Source organism: Mesorhizobium sp. WSM4814 (genome assembly GCF_055811595.1).
On the sequence record NZ_JBVVQT010000002.1, the window covers coordinates 315,900 to 333,099 of the forward strand.

The window sequence follows — 17,200 nt, forward strand, 5'->3', positions numbered from 1 at the left end:
CCGCATTCAACGCGACGACCAGACCGGAAACAGGTCGCCATCGGCGGGCGTCGCGGCAAAGACGCCGCGGCTGATGGCGCGCGCCATGGTGGCGCCGGCCGCGGCGTAAAGCTCGATGGCGTCGTTGGGCGCGAGCTCGATGCCGCTCTTGCCGGTCGCCAGCGCGAAAACCAGATCGCCGTCGGCCGGCGTATGTGTCGGCCAAATGGCGCGCACGAAGCCGTCATGCGCTGATATCGCCAGGCGTTTTGCGGCGGCCTTGGTGAGAAGTGCGTCCGTGGCGATGACGGCGATGGTCGTGTTGCCTCCGACGTGCTTGTCGCGAAATTTCAGCAGGATCCTTTTCGCGTCCGCCGGCATCGGCGCGGGATAACCAAGCCCGCCGAACTCGTCGCCGATCTCGAAGGGCGCTGCCCAGAAGTGCCTGCTTCGGGCGATCGTCACCGAGCCGGTCGGATTGACGGCGGCGAGTGCGCCGATGGTGACGCCGCTGTCGAGCACCGTCGAGGCCGATCCGAGGCCGCCCTTGAGGCCGGAACTCAGGGCACCGGTGCCCGCGCCGACCGTGCCGAGCGGAAAATCGATGCCGACTGCCTGTGCCGCCTCATAGCCGAGATCGCGGTAGGGCGGATAGCGGCCCCAGTCCTTGTCGCCGCCGTTGCGCAGGTCGAACAGGATCGCCGCCGGCACGATCGGCACGCGAAAGCCGCCGACCTCCACGCCGATGCCGTTTTCGCGTAGTGCCGCCTGCACGCCGGAGGCGGCATCGAGACCGTAAGCCGAGCCACCCGAAAGCACCACGGCATGGATCGCCTCGATCGAATTGTGCGGCTCGAGCAGGTCGGTCTCGCGGGTGCCCGGCGCGCCGCCCAGGATCTGCACACCGGCCACTGCCGGATCGTCGCAGACGACGGTGGTCACCCCGGACTTCAGCCTCACATCGGAAGCGTTGCCGACACGCAGGCCGGCGACATCGGTGATGAGATTGCGCGGCCCGGTGCGAAACATCATTTGGCCTCCGCCGGCACGAAATTTGTGCCGTTGAAACGGAAGACCCGATAAAGGTTTTCGGTCAAGTCGCCCTTGCCGTCAAAGCGGATCGGTCCGATCGCGGTGCTGAAGTCATGCGCGGCGAGCGCATCGGCCAGTGGCCTGCCGGAGGTTTCGGCCGTCGCCGCCCTGGCGATCTCGACCGCCGCATAGGCCGGCAGCGTGTAGCCCTCCGGCACGATCTTTTGTGCGGCAAAGCTTTCGAGCACCCTGGAGTCGGCGACATCGGCCCATTCGGGCGGCGCAAACATCAGCGTGCCCGTGGCATAAGGCACGTCGCCGGGCGCTGTGCGCAGCGCTTCGCCGCCGGCAAAAATGATGCCGGCATCGAGCTGGCCGGCGTCGCGGCCCATGATGGCGATATCTTCGCCGTCGCCGCCGGCGAAGACATGCGTTGCGCCGGCCTTCCTCAGCCGCCCGATCAGCCCGATCTGGTTGTCGAGCTGCGGCCTGAATGTGTCGACGAACACCGGTTTCAGCGCCGCCTGCTCGGCTGCCGCCCGAAGCGTCTCGGCGATTTCGCGGCCGTAAATCGTGCCGTCGTCGATGATGGCGAACAGCTCGTTCTGCCATTGGCGGGTGAGATTGAAGGCGACGGCGTTGCGCTCGTCATCGCCGCGCGGCCCGAGCCGAAAGATCGGCCAGCCGGTCTTGGCGCGCCGGTCGGTCAGGCTTTCGGTACGCACGCCGACGGTGATGACCGGTATGTTGGCGTCCTTCAGGATCGGCAGTGCCGCCTCGATCGCCTCGGTGCAGAGGAAGCCGACGACCACGCCGACCTTCGCCGCAACGAATTCCCTCGCCGCGGCAGCCCCGCCATCGGCCGTGCAGGCGTCGTCGACAACCTTGAGTTGAGCACCGTTCGCCGCTGCTGCCAGGCCGGCGCCCGCCTCGATCTGCTTGCCGAGGGTCGCCGACGGCCCGGACAGTGGTGCCGCGACACCGACCAGCAGCGTCTCAGCGTTGGCATCACCGGCAGACAGCCAGGCCAGCACCGCTATTGTCGTTGTCGTGCCTATTGTCCGGGGTCGCATGCGAGCGAAGAATTCCTCCGCGCCGGTCGCGTGTTTGCCGGCGCCACTTCCTGCCAAGACCTAAAGGCTGGTCAGCTTTCACGCAACACGCGAAATTCAGGATGCATGTCAACCACTTCGCTTGTGGCATGCAATATGCCGCCATATATAACGGTTGGGTTCATCTCGCTTCAAACCAATGGAAATCGCCGGTGCTGAAGAAGAACGACATAGGGCCGCAGGCCTATCGCGACGCGATGGCCCATTTTGCCGGCCACGTCCATGTGGTCACCACCGATGGTTCCGCCGGCAGGCGCGGTGCGACTGTCATTGCAGCCTGTTCGGTGTCGGACACGCCGCCGACCATCCTTGTCTGCCTCAATCGCGAAAATCCCAAGAACGAGCCGTTCGTAAAGAATGGCAGGTTCGCCTTGAACGCACTGGCTTCGGACCAGGAGGCGCTGTCGGTCGGCTTTTCCGGCCTCACCGGCCTGCCCGTCGAGGAACGCTTCGCGCTCGGCGAGTGGGATATGATCTCGACCGGCGCGCCGACACTGAAGGGCGCGCTTGCCGTGTTCGACTGCGAACTGATCGATACCAAGGATCTGGCCACCCACCGTGTGCTTTTTGGCAAGGTGACAGGCCTGCGTATCGGCGATAATTTGCGGCCGCTGATCTATCACGACCGCGGCTATCACGCTCTGTAGAGGCTCTGGATGGGCCGCACGCACGGAGAGAGAATGACCGGGTTGAAACCACGCCCTACGCCGCGCACGATCGATGAGACGCTCGATCTCCTGACCGGCGCGGACTATGTGGCGGACCGGTCGCTGGCGACCGTGCTGTTCTTGTCGCTGCGCATGAAACGGCCGCTGTTCCTCGAGGGCGAGGCCGGCGTCGGCAAGACCGAGATCGCCAAGGTGCTGGCGCAAGCGCTCGGCCGCCGGCTGATCCGCCTGCAATGCTATGAAGGTCTTGATGTCTCTTCGGCCGTCTACGAGTGGAATTACGCCGCGCAGATGATCGAGATCCGCATGGAGGAGGCGGCCGGCAAGGTTGACCGCTCCGACATGGAGCGCAACGTCTTTTCCGAAAAATACCTGATCCGCCGCCCGGTGCTCGACGCGCTGACCGGCAAGGCGAGCGCCGCCCCGGTCTTCCTGATCGACGAGCTCGACCGCACCGATGAGGCCTTCGAGGCGTTCCTGCTCGAAATCCTCTCCGACTTCCAGGTCACGGTGCCCGAGCTCGGCACGATCAAGGCGGAGGAGCCGCCGATCGTCATCATCACCACCAACCGCACCAGAGAGATCCACGACGCACTGAAGCGGCGCTGCCTCTATCACTGGGTCGACTATCCGAATGCCGAGCGCGAGCTGGAAATCGTGCGCCGGAAAGTGCCGCAGGCCAACAGCCGGCTGTCCGCCGAGGTGGTTTCGTTCATCCAGAAGCTGCGCCAGATCGAACTGTTCAAGGTGCCGGGTGTGGCCGAGACCATCGACTGGGCCGGCGCGCTGACCGAACTCGACAAGGTGGCGCTCGATCCGGAAACCATTTCCGACACGATCGGCGTGCTGCTGAAATACCAGGACGACATTGCCCGTATCGAGCAGGGCGAAAGCCGGCGCATCCTCAACGAGGTCAAGGCCGAGCTTTCGGCGGCGGAGTAGGGCGATGGCAACGCCGCATCCCGAACCGAAAGAGGCAACGCCGGACGGGCGGATCGCCGATAACATCGTCTATTTCGCCCGCACCTTGCGCAAGGCCGGCATGCGGGTCGGCCCGGCCTCGGTCAAGGATGCCATCGAGGCGGTGCTGGCCGCCGGCATCGGTTCCCGCGAGGATTTCTACTGGACGCTGCATGCCGTGCTGGTATCGCGGCACGAGGATCACCCCACCTTCGACGAAACCTTCCGGCTGTTCTGGAAATCGCACGAGCTGATCGAAAAGATGCTGGCGATGTTTTCGCCGGTGGCGCCTGATATCAGAGAGAAGCAAAAGCCGCGCGCTGCGGAAAACCGCGTCAGCCAGGCGATGTTCGAGGGCCACCAGAAGAACCAGCCGGCGCAGGAAATCCCCGAGATCGAGGTCGACGCCCGCTTCACATTTTCCGGCAACGAGGTGCTGAGGGGCAAGGATTTTGCCCAGATGAACGCCGCCGAGATGATCGACGCCAAGAAGGCGATCGCCGAGTTGCGGCTGCCCTTCGACATGGTCAGGACACGCCGCTTCAAGTCTAATGCGCATGGTCGCCGTATTGATCCGCGCGCCATGATGCGTTCCGCTGCGCGCACCGGCGGCGAATTGATCCTGCCGAAATTCCGTTCAGCCCGCGAGGTTCACCCGCCGCTGGTCGTGCTTGCCGATATTTCCGGTTCGATGAGCCAGTACACGCGCATCTTCCTGCATTTTCTGCATGCGCTGACCGAAAAGCGCCGGCGCGTGCACGCCTTCGTTTTCGGCACCAGGCTGACAAATCTGACGCGGCAGATGCGCCATCGCGATCCAGACGCAGCACTCGCCGACTGTTCGGCGGCGGTGATGGACTGGTCGGGCGGCACCCGCATCGGCGATACGATGGGCGAATTCAACCGGCTGTGGTCGCGGCGTGTGCTGGGGCAAGGTGCGGTGGTTCTCCTGATCACCGACGGGCTGGAGCGCGACGACGTTGCCGGCCTGTCGGAGGAAATGGAGCGCCTGCGCAAATCCTGCCGGCGGCTGATCTGGCTGAACCCGCTGCTGCGCTTCGACGGCTTCGAGGCGCGCGCCCGCGGCGTCAAGGCGATGCTGCCGCATGTCGACGAATTTCGCTCGGTGCACAATCTCGATGCGCTCGCCGACCTGTGCGCGTCGCTGGACAAGACTTCGGCGCGCTCCGTCGACCCACGCAGATGGATTGAGGGTGGCACGAGAGACGCAGCATAGTCATATGTTTTCTCAGGGACAAACGGTGATGGATAACAGTATTTATCTCGATGAGGCCCGCGATCCGCTGATCATCGCGGAAGGCTGGATGAAAGACGGCAAGGATGTCGCCATTGCCACCGTGGTCGAGACCTGGGGCTCGGCGCCGCGCCCGGTCGGCAGCCACCTTGTCATCGACGCGGACGGCAATTTCCATGGCTCCGTCTCTGGTGGCTGCGTCGAAGGCGCAGTGGTCACCGAGGCGATCGACGTCATCGACTCAGGCAAGGCGAAGATGCTGGAGTTCGGCGTCGCCGACGAAACCGCCTGGCAGGTCGGCCTATCCTGCGGTGGTCGCATCAAGGTCTATGTCGAGCGATTGGGTTAGGCCAGCACTATGGATCCGTATGCGCTGAAAACACTCAACGCCGAACGCCGCGCCCGCCGCGCGGTGATCCTGGTCACCGATCTCGGCGATGGCCGCGATCGCATCGTGCGGGAGGGCGATCAGGTCGCCGGCGAATTGGGCGCCGCGATCGCCAAGGCGTTTCGAACAGGCAATTCCGGGTCGGTCGAGGCGGAAGGGCGAACCTTCTTCCTCAACGCCTACCTGCCGCAGCCGCGCCTGGTGGTGATCGGCGCAGTCCATATCAGCCAGGCACTGGCGCCGATGGCCAGGATCGCCGGCTACCCCGTGGAGATCGTCGATCCGCGCACGGCCTTTGCCACCGCAGACCGCTTTCCCGATGTCGCGCTGCATGCCGAATGGCCGGAGGATATCCTGAAGCGCCAGCCGCTCGACAGCTATACGGCGCTGGCCGCCGTCACCCATGATCCGAAGATCGACGATTTCGCGCTGAAGGCGGCGCTCGACGCCAACTGCTTCTATGTCGGTGCGCTCGGCAGCCGCAAGACTCATGCGAAGCGGGTCGAACGCCTGCTGGCGATGGGCGCGACCGCCGACCAGATCGCCCGCATCCACGCGCCGATCGGTCTCGACATCGGTGCGGCGAGCCCGGCCGAAATAGCTGTGGCGGTGTTGGCGCAAGCGATCCAGGCGTTTCGTTCGCGCGGCCACGAATCCAAGGACGCGGTGGCGTGAAGTTTGGGCCAATCCCCATAGATACGGCCGAAGGCGCAGTGCTGGCGCATGCCACCACGGCCGGAGAACGGCGCTTGCGCAAGGCACACAGGCTGAGCGCCGAGGATGTGTCTTTGCTCAAGTCAGCAGGGATTTCGGAGGTTGTCGCGGCTGTTCTTGCTCCCGATGATTTGAGCGAGGACGCTGCCGCCGAAAAGATCGCCGAAAGCATGATCCATCGCAATGTCGAGGCGAAGCCCGCCGCGACCGGCCGGGTTAATCTGCACGCCCGGGCGGCCGGTATCTTCACGGTCGATGCCGCGATGATCAACGCCATCAACGCCGTCGATCCGACCATCACCATCGCCACGCTGGCGCAGCACGCGCCGGTCGAAAATGGCCAGATGGTCGCAACCGTGAAGATCATTCCCTTCGCCGTTGCTTCCGCCCTGGTCGATGCGGCGGCAAGGATCTGCGCCAGCGGCGAGATCTTTGCCGTCAATGCCTATCAGCCGGTGCGTGTCGGCGTCATCCAGACGGTTCTGCCCAGCATCAAGCCGAGTGTGCTCGACAAGACATTGCGGGTCACCGAAGCCCGTCTGGCGCGCTCAGGTGGCCGGCTGACGGCCGAGCGCCGCACGCCGCACGAAATTGGCGCTGTTGCGGAGGCCGCGGGCTCGCTGGCGCGTGACAACGATATTGTGGTGATCTTCGGCGCATCGGCGATGAGCGATTTTGGCGACGTCATCCCGGCAGCGATCGAGAAGGCCGGCGGCACCGTCATCCGCGCCGGCATGCCGGTCGATCCCGGCAATCTCCTGGTACTCGGCGCGCTTGCCGGCAAGCGCGTCATCGGCGCGCCGGGCTGCGCCCGCAGCCCCAAGGAGAACGGCTTCGACTGGGTTCTCGACAGGTTGATCGCCGGTCTCGACATGACGGCCAAGGATATTGCCGGCATGGGTGTCGGCGGTCTGTTGATGGAAATCCCGACTAGGCCACAGCCGCGCGAGCCGCTGCCGGCGCCAAAGTCTGAGAGTGCCGAGTTGAAGGTCGATATCGTGCTGCTGGCCGCCGGCCGCTCCAGCCGCATGGGCGGCCCGAACAAGCTGCTGGCACTGTTCGACGGCCAGCCGCTGGTGCGCCGCAGCGCCGAGCGCGCGCTCGGCTCCAAAGCTTCGGGCACCGTCGTCGTCACCGGCCATCAGCGTGAGCGTGTGCGCGCCGCGTTGTCGGGACTGGATGTGACTTTCGCCAATAATCCGGATTTCGCCGAGGGCCTGTCTTCATCGCTGAAGGCCGGCATCGCGCGGGTCAGAGCCGATGCTGCCGGCGCCATGATCGTGCTTGGCGACATGCCTGGCATCGCGTCAGCCGACCTCGACAGGCTGATCGATGCATTCCGCAAATCCGAGGGCCGATCGGTGGTGCGGGCCTCGCATGAGGGAAAGCGAGGCAACCCTGTGTTGCTGCCGCGTTCGCTGTTTACGGCGATCGCTCATCTGGAAGGCGATACCGGCGCGCGCCATCTGGTCGAGGCCGAGGGCCTCGACGTCGTCGATGTCGAGATCGGCAAGGCAGCGTCCATCGATGTCGACACCCCCGAGGCGCTGGAAGGCGCCGGCGGCGTGCTGCAGGATTGACAAACCGGGGCCGAAAAACGCATGCCTGAGGTATGGCTATTCGTACCGTCCTATGCGCCCTTCTGATTTCAATATTTTTCTTGTTTTCTTGCGCCGCTTACGCCGACGACCTCACGCTAAAGCCCTTCAAAGACGATCTGTTCGCCTATCCGGCCATCCTCTCTTCCGAGGGTGCCTATACAGTCGTCGACTATCGCGAGCTGCGCGATATCAACGCCCGCGACAAAGTGCCGGAGCGCCGCTCGCAGGCGCAGTATGTCGACACCGGTGTGCGCAAGGTGCAGCAGGATCTGCTGCTGAAGACCGACGCCGGCAATATCCGCCACGTCGCCGTCGGTCGCACACAAGGCGCCGGCGTCATCGTGCTCTATTTGCACGGGCAGGGCGGCAGCCGCAAGCAGGGCGTCGACGATTTCACCTTCGGCGGCAATTTCAACCGCATCAAGAACCTGATGGCCGGCAATGGCGGCCTCTATCTGTCGCCGGACTTCTCCGATTTCGGCGACACAGGTGCTGCCCAGATCGCCGCGCTGATCGGCCACTATGCCGAACGGTCGCCGGGCGCGAAGATCTTCGTCGCCTGCGGCTCGATGGGCGGCGCACTGTGCTGGAAGCTGGCCGCCCGCAAGGATACTGGCGGCCGCATCGGCGGGCTGCTGCTGCTCGGTTCGCTGTGGGATGAAGGTTTCTTCTCGAGCCCGGCCTTCAAGCGCCGTGTCCCGGTCTTCTTTGGCCAGGGCAGCAAGGACCCGGTGTTTCCTGTCGGGAAACAGGAGGCCTTCTTCCGTACGATCCTGGCCAAATCGAAGACCTATCCGGCCCGCTTTGTCCGCTTCGAGACCGGTACGCACGGCACGCCGATCCGCATGACCGACTGGCGCGGCACGCTCAACTGGATGCTATCGGAGGCCCCTTAAGGCGGTGTGTTGTAGTCCACGACCGTCTGCGGGTTGATCTCGCCGTCATAGGAGGCGTCGACATCGTACTGCACCAGCGAGAAATTGCCGTTGCGAAACAGATACGTGCCGGCCGACGCGGCATCTCCGACACCGCGCCACTTGTTGAGGGATGAGATCGTCTTGGTGGCGTCGTCATATTCGGAATTGACCAGCTGGTCGTCGGTCTGGAAGCCGGTGACGTTGATCGCCTCGACCTTGCCTTCGCTATCGTTGTTCTCATAGTGGATATCGAGTTCCGGCGAGGCGAACTGCAGCTGCCGGACGCCTGACACATCGTCGTGGACATAGTAGACGGCACTCTCATTGTAGGCAGCCATCGAGCAGAAGAAGCGAAACAGCCGCGTCTCGCGTTCGGGCTGATCGGCCTCGGCGCCGGCATCCTTGTAGCGCAGGGAGTAGGCGTCCGGCTCTGCCAAGGGCTCGCCGCCAGGCATTTCCTTGTCGCACTGGTCGCCATAAGTGGCCGCAAACGCCTTCTTGGCCTGCTCCAGAGCCGCATCCTTCTTCGGCGGCGGCGGTGCGTCGCCGCAGCTTGCCGGCACGGCGTCCTCGAATTCGGCCTTGGACGGTTTCAGCGCGCCCTTGTCGATGAAGATCGGGCGGAATGGCGGTTCCTGGATCGAGGCGTTGACCTGGCGCAGGGTGTAGCAGCCGGCAAAGACATTTTCGCTGCCGTCCTTGGCTGTCGCCCGGATGGCGACCGGAACATTGTAATAGATGCTGCCGGCCGCACCGTCTTCGGACACGCCACCGGTTTTGACCTCGACCCTTTCGGTGCCGTCATAGCCCTTGACGAAGGCGTCGAAATCCTGGACCGGCTTGGTATCGCCGAAATAGTCCCAGGCGCGCGCGAATTCTTGCCGGTTGATGGCGCTGTAGAACGAGCGGATGACCGCTTCGGCGTCCGACCTGTCGTCGACATAAGGCGCTTCGGCGGCGAGCACCGGTTGGCCTGTCACGGCAAGGGAGAAAAAAGCAGTCGCTGCAAAAAGGGCGCTTCTCATCGGGAATCTCCACCGGATGGGAAATCCTATCATAGCGATTGCGGCGACGTGGTGACGCTTGAAGAATCGCCTGCGCAGGCGCTAGGTGCCGCCGTCGGCGTTCCCGCCGGGATAGGAGATTCACGTGACCATATCGATGTACGAAGCGTCCGTGCCGGTGTTTTCGGCCAGGTTGAAGGCGCTATCCAACGTGCTGAACATCGCCGAGCAGAATGCGCTCGACCGCAAGATCGATCCGCAGGTGTTTTTGACGTCGAGGCTGGCGCCGGACATGTATGCGTTGACCAGGCAGGTGCAGATCGCGACCGACCACGCCAAGGGCGCGCCGTCGCGGCTTGCCGGTCGCGAGGTGCCGAAATATGAAGACAACGAGGCGACCTTTGCCGATCTCCAGGCGCGCATCGCCAAGACCGTCGACCTTCTGGCAACATTCTCGGCTGCCGATATGGACGGCTCCGATGACAGAATGATCGAGCTGAAGCTTGGCCAGCGCGAATTCTCGATGGCCGGCATGCAGTATCTGCTGCATCTCGCCATGCCCAATTTCTATTTCCACGTGACCACGGCCTACGACATCCTGCGCCACAATGGTGTGCCGCTGAGCAAGGCGATTTTCATGGGTTCACGTTGAAGAATTGGCGAGGAGATATCCCGGTCGAGCCGGGATATCCGTGACTAACGTGAGGACATTTCGCGGGCGACACGCGGAAAATCGGCTGGTTTGATGCCGATGTCGGCCCGGTCGGCATTGCTCATCGAATGAAGCAGCGCCAGAGCCGCGCGGTAGCGCAGATGTTCCTGCGGACGCGGACGGGCGAACATTTCAGTGAGGAAACCCATGATTCAAGCCCCTGGTTGGTCCTCCCAAGCCCCAATATAGGCAAACAATGACAATTGTGCAGTGCAGCATTAGCATGGCAGCCATGCCGCCCTGATTTTTTGACGTCGCCGAGCGCCCCCGCTTCGGCCTCTCGAAAAAGTCGCTGGCCACTGGCGCCAGGGTTGGAGACAGCCGGTGCATTCCTGTATGCTGCGGCTTCCTTCCTGCGCAGCCGCGCAAAAGAGTTCCCGCCGGAGAAATTACCATGCAAAAACGCCGCCTTGGTCGGACCGATCTTCTTGTTTCCCAGATTTGCCTGGGATCGATGACCTGGGGCCAGCAGAACACCCAAGCGGATGGCCACGCCCAGATGGATTTGGCATTTTCGCGCGGCGTCAACTTCATCGATACTGCCGAGCTCTACCCGATCCCGCCCAAGGCGGAGACGCAAGGCTGGACCGAAAAGATCATCGGCAGCTGGATGAGGGCAAAGGGCAACCGCGACCAAGTGATCCTCGCCTCGAAGGTGGTTGGCCGCACCGCCAACACATGGTTTCGCGGCGATCGCCCGTCGAAGCTGGTGCGCGCCGACATCTTCGATGCCGTCGAAAAGTCGCTGACCAGGCTCAACACCGATTATCTCGACCTTTACCAGATCCATTGGCCGGAACGGGACGTGCCCTGGGGCGCCAATCCGAACCGCGTCGGCGCCGTGCCGCTGCGCGCCGATTCCGCCGGTGCACCGGGCGGCGAGACGCCGATTTCCGAGACGCTCGCCGTCTTCGACGAATTGGTCAAGGCCGGAAAAATCCGCCATTTCGGCCTGTCGAACGAGAGTTCGTGGGGCGTCATGCGGTTCGTCGGCGAAGCCGACAAAGGCGTCGGCCCGCGCCTGGCGTCGCTGCAGAACGCCTATAATTTCGTCAACCGCGGCTTCGAGGTGAACCTTGCCGAGGTCTGCGAGCGCGAACAGGTTTCCCTGCTCGCCTATTCGCCGCTGGCGCAAGGCTACCTGACCGGCAAATACGATCATGGCGCGCGGCCGCAAGGCTCGCGTTCTCAGCTTTTCAACCGTGGCCAGCGCTACGAGACGCCCAATGCCGCGGAGGCGCAGCTCGAGTATAACGAACTGGCGCGCTCTTTGGGCATGGAGCCGGCATTGTTTGCCAACGCTTATGTCACGAGCCGGCCCTTCGTCACGTCGAGCATCATCGGCGCGACGACCCTTCCGCAGCTCGAAATGGCGCTGTCTTCCGCCGATGTCGTCTGGACCGAGGATATGCAGAAGGCGGTCGATGCAATCCACCAGCGTGTCGGCAACCCGTGTCCGTGAGCTGCTTTCCGGCTCTGTAGGTGTGATTGCCAAACGATTTCAGTAGGGAGGGAGAAAAAGTGAATTTTCCGATTGAGGTCGTGCGCGAGAAATTTCCGGCACTGTCGCTGACCGACAAGGGCCGTCGCCGCATCTATTTCGACAACCCTGCCGGCACTCAGGTGCCGCAGGCGGTCGCAGACGCGGTGTCACGCTGCCTGCTGACAACAAACGCCAATCTCGGCGGCTTCTTCGAAACCACGATCGCGGCGCAACAGATCGTCGATGACGCCCATGCGGCGATGGCCGATTTCCTCGGTGCTGCAAGCCCGCAGGAAATCATCATCGGCGCCAACATGACGACGTTGACTTACCACATGTCGCGCACGCTAGGCCGCACGATGAAACCCGGCGACGAGATCATCCTCACCCGCATGGACCACGAGGGCAACATTTCGCCGTGGCTGCAGCTGGCCGAAGATCTTGGCCTCGTCGTCCGCTGGCTGGCTTTCGACGAGCAGAGCTGGCAGATCGAGGAGGCGGCGCTTGCTGCGCTGCTCACCGACAGGACGCGGCTTGTCGCCTTGAACTACGCCAGCAATCTGACCGGCTCGATCAACCGGGTGAAGGCGCTGACCGGCATCGCCAGGCAGGCCGGCGCGCTGGTCTATGTCGACGCCGTGCAGTTCGCACCGCACGGCCTGATCGACGTCAGGGATCTCGGCTGCGATTTCCTGGCCTGCTCGGCCTATAAATTCTTCGGCCCGCACATGGGCATAGTGTGGGGCCGGCTGGATGTCATCGACGCGCTGACACCGTACAAATGCCGCTGTTCGTCCAACGCCCTGCCGGAGCGGTTCGAACTCGGCACGCCGCAGATCGAGTTGATGGCCGGCCTGAGCGCCGCGGTCGATTATTTTGCGGAGCTGGGCGCCGCCGGTGAGGATGGTTCGCGACGTGCCAGGATAGGCAACGCGTTTGAAATTTCAATTGCTTACGAGAACAGGCTGACGCAAAGATTGATCGATGGCCTGTCGGCTATTTCAGGCCTGACCATCCACGGCATCACCGATCCGGCGCGTGTCGGCGAGCGCGTGCCGACGGTCTCGTTCACTGTCGACGGCATCGTCCCGGAGACGATCGTGCGGCAGATGAATGCGGAAAACATCTTCCTGTGGTCCGGCCACAACTACGCCTGGGAGATCGTCCATCAGCTCGGCATTCCAGCCGAGCATGGTGTCGTGCGCATCGGCATCGCCCATTACAATACGGCGGCCGAGATCGATGAGACGCTGGAGAGCGTGCATCGCGTTATCGCGATGTTGCGACAGGAGCGACTCTGAAGCGGCATCCGGCTGATATTAGCGTTTCTTGCCGGCGGCGAATCCGGTGAGGAAAGCGGTAAGATTGTCGCCGAGTTCGTCGCAGAGATAGCCGCCTTCCTGGACGATGACGGTCGGCAGGCCACAACCGGCGATGGCTTCGCCGATGCGCGAGAAGCCTGGCGTCGTCACCGATAGTCCGCCGAACGGATCGCCCTCGAAGGCGTCGAGGCCGAGCGCCACCACAAGCGCTTCCGGCGCAAAGGCGCGGATGCGCTGGAACGCCATGTCGAGTGCTTCCAGGAACGCGGCATCGCCGGATTTGCGCGCCAGCGGCAGGTTAAGATTGTAGCCGAGACCAGGCCCTTCGCCGCGTTCGTCGGCATGACCCCAGAAGAACGGATAGAAGCGCACCGGATCGGCATGCAGCGAGACGGTGAGCACGTCCGGCCGCGCGTAGAAAATGCCTTGCGTGCCGTTGCCGTGATGCAGGTCGACGTCGAGGATCGCCACCCGTGCGGCTTGCTTGCGCAGCGTCTGTGCCGCGACCGCCGAATTGTTGATGAAGCAGAAGCCGCCGGCGACGTCGGCAAAGGCGTGATGGCCGGGCGGACGGCACAGCGCATAGGCAGCCGGCGCGCCCGCCATTACCGCGTCGGCGGCCTCGACCGCGCTCCAGGCGCTCCACAGCGCGCTCCGCCAGGTCTCGCCGGAGATCGGGCAAGCGGTATCGGCCATGTGGTAGCCGGCCTGGCCGACCGCCGAGGCCGGATAAGAGCCGCCCCGCGCGATCGGATGGATGTTGGGGATCACTTCGGCCGAAGCGCCTTCGATTCGCTGCCAGCGCGTAAAAATGTGCTTGAGAAAATCGAGGTATTCGGGCGTATGCACCGCGGCAACCGGACCAAGCCCGTGATCTCTCGGCCGTTCAATCGTGCAGCCGGCGGCCTTGGCGCCGGCGAGCAGCCGTTCGACGCGCTCCGGCTTTTCCGGATTGGGCTTTTGGGCGCCGCTGGAGAGGAACGCCTTGGGATCGTGGCGCTTCTGCTCTTCGGCATAAAAGGCTTTCATGATTTCCCTCATTCCTCTGGTGCATCGGCGAAGGCAAAGAACGCGTCGCCGACGATCTTCTGCACCTGCTCGTAGCTCGACCAGGCAATGCCCAGCCTTTCGTAAAAGGCCTTGGCGGTTTCATTGTCGCTGTCGACGGACAGTCTGAGATAGGCGCCGCCGTCCTTCCGGCATTCTCGGGCGACACGCCGCAGCAGGCGTTCGCCGATCCTGCGGCCGCGAAACCGATCTTCCACATAGAGATCCTGCACATAGACGCCGGGCCGCCCCATCCAGGTCGAGAAGATCGGGAAATGCAGGCACAGGCCGGCAAACTCGCCGTCGACTTCGGCGATCAGAGTCGAGAAGGCAGGTTTTTCGCCAAAGCCACAGGTGCGCAGGTCTTCGGGCGTAGAAGTGATTTCCTGGTGTGCGCCGGTATGGGCGCCAAGCCGCAGGATCGCGGCATGGATGGTTTCGACGTCCTCGATGCGGCCGGGGCGGATGAGGACGTTTGTTGATGACGTACTCACGGCGCCCAGGCACCCCCCTCTGTCCTGCCGGACATCTCCCCCGCAAGGGGGGAGATTGGCAGCTTCGCTCTTGGCGTCTGTCCTGCAACGTAGACGATTGGCGAAAACGACTGGGACATCCGATCTCCCCCCTTGCGGGGGAGATGTCCGGTAGGACAGAGGGGGGTGCGACGGAACGCAAGCATCTCAAACCATCGTCTCAAAACGCTACCCTATCACCGCCCTTGAGCGCCAGCATCTCGCGCGCCTCGGTGGGCGTGGCGACGTCCAGCGACAGCCCGTTGAGCACGCTGCGGATGCGGCGCACCTGGTCGGCATTGGACTTTGCCAGCTGGCGGCCGTCGTAAAGGCTGTCCTCCAGCCCGACGCGGACATTGCCGCCCATCGCCGCCGCAATCGCAATCATCGGCATCTGGTGGCGCCCGGCGGCCAGCACCGAAAACTGGTAGCTGTCGCCGAACAGTTTGTCGGCGATGCGCTTCATATGGACCAGATTGTCGGGATCGGCGCCGATACCGCCGAGAATGCCGAACACGAACTGGATGAACAGAGGTCCCGACACCAGACCTCGATCGCGAAAATGCGCCAGTGAATAGAGGTGGCCGACATCGTAGCATTCGAATTCGAAGCGTGTGCCGCAGCCCTTTCCAAGTCTTTCGAGCACGGTCTCCATATCGGCAAAGGTGTTCTTGAAGATCGTGTCGCGTGTCGCTTCCAGCAGCTTCGGCTCCCACTCGTGCTGCCACTCCCTTGACCGGTTGAGCATCGGGAACAGCGCGAAATTCATCGAGCCCATGTTGAGCGAGCACATTTCGGGCTCGGCCCTGAGCGGTGCGGCCAGCCGCTGGTCGAGCGTCATCAGCGAGGAGCCGCCGGTGGTGATGTTGATCACCGCTGATGTCGCCTGCTTGATGCGCGGCAGGAACTGCATGAACACATCAGGATCGGCGGTCGGCCGCCCGTCCTTCGGGTCACGGGCGTGAAGATGCAGGATCGAGGCGCCGGCTTCGGCAGCCGCGATCGCCTCTGCGGCGATCTGGTCCGGCGTCACCGGCAGATGCGGCGACATCGACGGCGTGTGCACCGACCCGGTGACGGCGCAGGTGATGATGACTTTTCGCGGCGCCATGGCTCAGCCTTCGACCGGCAGGTCGAGTTCGCCGGCCAGCACCTGCAGCGAGTCACCGATGATGGCGACGATCTCGCCGATCTGCTCGGCCGTGACGATCATCGGCGGCGCCACCATGAAATTGTCGCCGTCGACCCCGCCCTTGACCTTTCGCCCATAGATGATCAGGCCGCGCTCATAGGCGAGGTCGAGCAGGCGCTGGGTGGCCTTCTTCGCCGGTGCGATCGGCCGCAGCGTATCGGGGTCGGCGACCATCTCGGCGCCTAGCAGCAGTCCCTTGCCGCGCACGTCGGCGACGAACGGAAACCGCTTGGCCAGGCCCTTCAACTCAGCCATCAAAAGATCGCCCATGCCAGCCGCATTGGCGATCAGGTCGAGACGGTCCATTTCGCCAAGCACGGCGAGCCCGGCGGCGCAGGCGAGCGGATTGCCGGCATAGGTATGGCCATGCTGGAAGCCGCCGGAGGCGAGCAGCGGCTGCACCAGCCGCATGGATGCCGCCAGCGCGCCGAGCGGCGCATAGCCCGAGCCCAGCCCCTTCGACAGCGCGACGATGTCGGGCTTGCAGTCAAAATGGTCGCCGCCGAGGAATTTGCCGGTGCGGCCGGCACCGCTCATCACTTCGTCATGGATGAGCAGGATGCCGTAGCGGTCGCAGATTTCGCGGATGCGCGGATAATAGCTGTCCGGCGCCACCAGCGCCGCGGTGGCAGCGCCGCCGACCGGCTCCATGATGAAGGCGAGCACGCTTTGCGGCCCCTCGGCGAGGATCTTCTCCTCCAGCATGTCGGCGTAGCGGACGCCGCGCTGTTCCATCGAGAGATTGTCGCGGTCGCGCCAGGCGGCCGGCGCCGGCACGGTCGGCATGACCTGCATCATCGGCGCAAAGGCTTCGGCCAGCGCATCGTCGCCGGTGACGGCGAGCGCCCCGAGCGTGCCGCCATGATAGGATGGAAAGCGCGTGATCACCTTCCAGCGGCTGGCCTGTCCGGTGGCGACAGCCCATTGCCGCGCCAGCTTGACGCAGGATTCCGTCGCTTCCGAACCGCCCGAGACAAAGAAGATCCGGTCCAGGCCTTCGGGCAGCTTTCCGGCCAACTCCCGTGCCAGGTCCTCGGCCGGCTCGTTCTCGAAATGCAGCCGGTAGGCGAAGGTGGCGCGATCCATCTGCCGCTTCATCGCATCGAGCACGTTGCGGTTGGAATGACCGATATTGGCGACCATCGGTCCGCTCGACCCGTCGATGAAGCGGCGGCCGTCCTGCGTCCAGATGTAGATGCCTTCGGCGTAGTCGACCAGCGGCCGGCGCAGGCTGGACAGATAGAACAGATGCGACGGCAGGCGCGTCTCGGTATCCGGGGCAGGGGTCTGGGACTTCAGCAT

General features: G+C 63.8%; 18 protein-coding genes. 10 read left to right on the forward strand and 8 right to left on the reverse strand.

The annotated features are described in order from the left end of the window. Positions 1-6: 6 nt before the first annotated feature. On the reverse strand, positions 7-1,008 hold the full coding sequence (locus tag AC0L2V_RS04805) for a P1 family peptidase (protein WP_473507734.1): 1,002 nt from the start codon (positions 1,006-1,008) through the stop codon (positions 7-9). Then, complete coding sequence (locus AC0L2V_RS04810) at positions 1,008-2,084, reverse strand: branched-chain amino acid ABC transporter substrate-binding protein (protein WP_473507516.1); 1,077 nt, start codon at positions 2,082-2,084, stop codon at positions 1,008-1,010. Before AC0L2V_RS04810 ends, AC0L2V_RS04805 begins: the two co-directional genes overlap by 1 nt. 191 nt (positions 2,085-2,275) lie before the next feature. Here AC0L2V_RS04810 and AC0L2V_RS04815 point away from each other — a divergent pair, with 191 nt between their 5' ends. The 7 genes from AC0L2V_RS04815 to AC0L2V_RS04845 are packed head-to-tail and all read left to right on the forward strand — an operon-like array spanning position 2,276 to position 8,605. Continuing rightward, positions 2,276-2,770, forward strand: a complete 495-nt coding sequence (locus tag AC0L2V_RS04815) for a flavin reductase (protein ID WP_023798233.1) — start codon at positions 2,276-2,278, stop codon at positions 2,768-2,770. Between the two features lie 33 nt (positions 2,771-2,803). Further along, the gene (locus tag AC0L2V_RS04820; RefSeq protein WP_473519579.1) at positions 2,804-3,733 is read left to right on the forward strand and encodes an AAA family ATPase; all 930 of its coding nucleotides are present in this window, start codon (positions 2,804-2,806) and stop codon (positions 3,731-3,733) included. Positions 3,734-3,737: 4 nt separating this feature from the next. Beyond that, positions 3,738-4,988, forward strand: coding sequence for a vWA domain-containing protein (locus tag AC0L2V_RS04825; RefSeq protein ID WP_473519580.1), 1,251 nt, complete (start codon positions 3,738-3,740; stop codon positions 4,986-4,988). A 28-nt stretch (positions 4,989-5,016) separates the two neighbouring features. Beyond that, positions 5,017-5,355: an XdhC family protein gene (locus AC0L2V_RS04830; protein WP_473507519.1), complete on the forward strand. Its 339-nt coding sequence runs from the start codon at positions 5,017-5,019 to the stop codon at positions 5,353-5,355. 9 nt (positions 5,356-5,364) lie between these two features. Further along, entirely contained in the window at positions 5,365-6,069 is a 705-nt protein-coding gene (locus AC0L2V_RS04835; RefSeq protein WP_473507520.1) for an XdhC family protein, read from the forward strand. Continuing rightward, positions 6,066-7,688, forward strand: a complete 1,623-nt coding sequence (locus AC0L2V_RS04840; protein WP_473519581.1) for an NTP transferase domain-containing protein — start codon at positions 6,066-6,068, stop codon at positions 7,686-7,688. The genes AC0L2V_RS04835 and AC0L2V_RS04840 overlap by 4 nt, the downstream gene beginning before the upstream one ends. A 32-nt stretch (positions 7,689-7,720) precedes the next feature. Continuing rightward, a complete protein-coding gene (locus AC0L2V_RS04845; protein ID WP_473519582.1) occupies positions 7,721-8,605 on the forward strand; it encodes an alpha/beta hydrolase family protein in 885 nt (294 codons plus the stop codon). Here AC0L2V_RS04845 and AC0L2V_RS04850 read toward each other — a convergent pair. Next, complete coding sequence (locus tag AC0L2V_RS04850) at positions 8,602-9,651, reverse strand: DUF1176 domain-containing protein (protein ID WP_473519583.1); 1,050 nt, start codon at positions 9,649-9,651, stop codon at positions 8,602-8,604. The two genes, AC0L2V_RS04845 and AC0L2V_RS04850, sit on opposite strands and share 4 nt — an antisense overlap. Before the next feature lie 124 nt (positions 9,652-9,775). On the opposite strand from AC0L2V_RS04850, the gene AC0L2V_RS04855 reads away from it, so the two are divergent. After that, entirely contained in the window at positions 9,776-10,282 is a 507-nt protein-coding gene (locus AC0L2V_RS04855; protein ID WP_128173199.1) for a DUF1993 domain-containing protein, read from the forward strand. A gap of 44 nt (positions 10,283-10,326) precedes the next feature. On the opposite strand, the gene AC0L2V_RS04860 is transcribed toward AC0L2V_RS04855, so the two are convergent. Further along, the gene (locus tag AC0L2V_RS04860; protein WP_023798224.1) at positions 10,327-10,491 is read right to left on the reverse strand and encodes a hypothetical protein; all 165 of its coding nucleotides are present in this window, start codon (positions 10,489-10,491) and stop codon (positions 10,327-10,329) included. A gap of 245 nt (positions 10,492-10,736) precedes the next feature. Here AC0L2V_RS04860 and AC0L2V_RS04865 point away from each other — a divergent pair, with 245 nt between their 5' ends. Continuing rightward, positions 10,737-11,804, forward strand: coding sequence for an aldo/keto reductase (locus tag AC0L2V_RS04865; RefSeq protein ID WP_473507524.1), 1,068 nt, complete (start codon positions 10,737-10,739; stop codon positions 11,802-11,804). 59 nt (positions 11,805-11,863) lie between these two features. Further along, a complete protein-coding gene (locus tag AC0L2V_RS04870; protein ID WP_473519584.1) occupies positions 11,864-13,126 on the forward strand; it encodes a cysteine desulfurase-like protein in 1,263 nt (420 codons plus the stop codon). 18 nt (positions 13,127-13,144) lie between these two features. Here the strand turns inward: AC0L2V_RS04870 and AC0L2V_RS04875 are convergent, their stop codons facing one another. From AC0L2V_RS04875 to AC0L2V_RS04890, 4 genes are all read right to left on the reverse strand, one after another. Further along, positions 13,145-14,176 (reverse strand): histone deacetylase family protein, encoded by a 1,032-nt coding sequence (locus tag AC0L2V_RS04875; protein ID WP_473507526.1) that lies wholly within the window; start codon positions 14,174-14,176, stop codon positions 13,145-13,147. Positions 14,177-14,184: 8 nt separating this feature from the next. Next, complete coding sequence (locus AC0L2V_RS04880) at positions 14,185-14,688, reverse strand: GNAT family N-acetyltransferase (RefSeq protein WP_473519585.1); 504 nt, start codon at positions 14,686-14,688, stop codon at positions 14,185-14,187. 199 nt (positions 14,689-14,887) lie between these two features. Next, entirely contained in the window at positions 14,888-15,817 is a 930-nt protein-coding gene (kce, locus tag AC0L2V_RS04885; protein ID WP_473519586.1) for a 3,5-dioxohexanoate:acetyl-CoA acetone transferase, read from the reverse strand. Between the two features lie 3 nt (positions 15,818-15,820). Beyond that, on the reverse strand, positions 15,821-17,200 hold the full coding sequence (locus tag AC0L2V_RS04890; protein ID WP_473519587.1) for an aminotransferase family protein: 1,380 nt from the start codon (positions 17,198-17,200) through the stop codon (positions 15,821-15,823).

Excerpts from the sequence above, each read along its gene's own strand:
- AC0L2V_RS04805 (WP_473507734.1), bottom strand. The coding sequence starts at position 1,008 with ATGTTTCGCACCGGGCCGCGCAATCTCATCACCGATGTCGCCGGCCTG.
- AC0L2V_RS04810 (WP_473507516.1), bottom strand. The coding sequence starts at position 2,084 with ATGCGACCCCGGACAATAGGCACGACAACGACAATAGCGGTGCTGGCC.
- AC0L2V_RS04820 (WP_473519579.1), top strand. The coding sequence starts at position 2,804 with ATGACCGGGTTGAAACCACGCCCTACGCCGCGCACGATCGATGAGACG.
- AC0L2V_RS04825 (WP_473519580.1), top strand. The coding sequence starts at position 3,738 with ATGGCAACGCCGCATCCCGAACCGAAAGAGGCAACGCCGGACGGGCGG.
- AC0L2V_RS04830 (WP_473507519.1), top strand. The coding sequence starts at position 5,017 with ATGGATAACAGTATTTATCTCGATGAGGCCCGCGATCCGCTGATCATC.
- AC0L2V_RS04835 (WP_473507520.1), top strand. The coding sequence starts at position 5,365 with ATGGATCCGTATGCGCTGAAAACACTCAACGCCGAACGCCGCGCCCGC.
- AC0L2V_RS04845 (WP_473519582.1), top strand. The coding sequence starts at position 7,721 with ATGGCTATTCGTACCGTCCTATGCGCCCTTCTGATTTCAATATTTTTC.
- AC0L2V_RS04850 (WP_473519583.1), bottom strand. The coding sequence starts at position 9,651 with ATGAGAAGCGCCCTTTTTGCAGCGACTGCTTTTTTCTCCCTTGCCGTG.
- AC0L2V_RS04860 (WP_023798224.1), bottom strand. The coding sequence starts at position 10,491 with ATGGGTTTCCTCACTGAAATGTTCGCCCGTCCGCGTCCGCAGGAACAT.
- AC0L2V_RS04865 (WP_473507524.1), top strand. The coding sequence starts at position 10,737 with ATGCAAAAACGCCGCCTTGGTCGGACCGATCTTCTTGTTTCCCAGATT.
- AC0L2V_RS04875 (WP_473507526.1), bottom strand. The coding sequence starts at position 14,176 with ATGAAAGCCTTTTATGCCGAAGAGCAGAAGCGCCACGATCCCAAGGCG.
- kce (WP_473519586.1), bottom strand. The coding sequence starts at position 15,817 with ATGGCGCCGCGAAAAGTCATCATCACCTGCGCCGTCACCGGGTCGGTG.
- AC0L2V_RS04890 (WP_473519587.1), bottom strand. The coding sequence starts at position 17,200 with ATGCTGAAGTCCCAGACCCCTGCCCCGGATACCGAGACGCGCCTGCCG.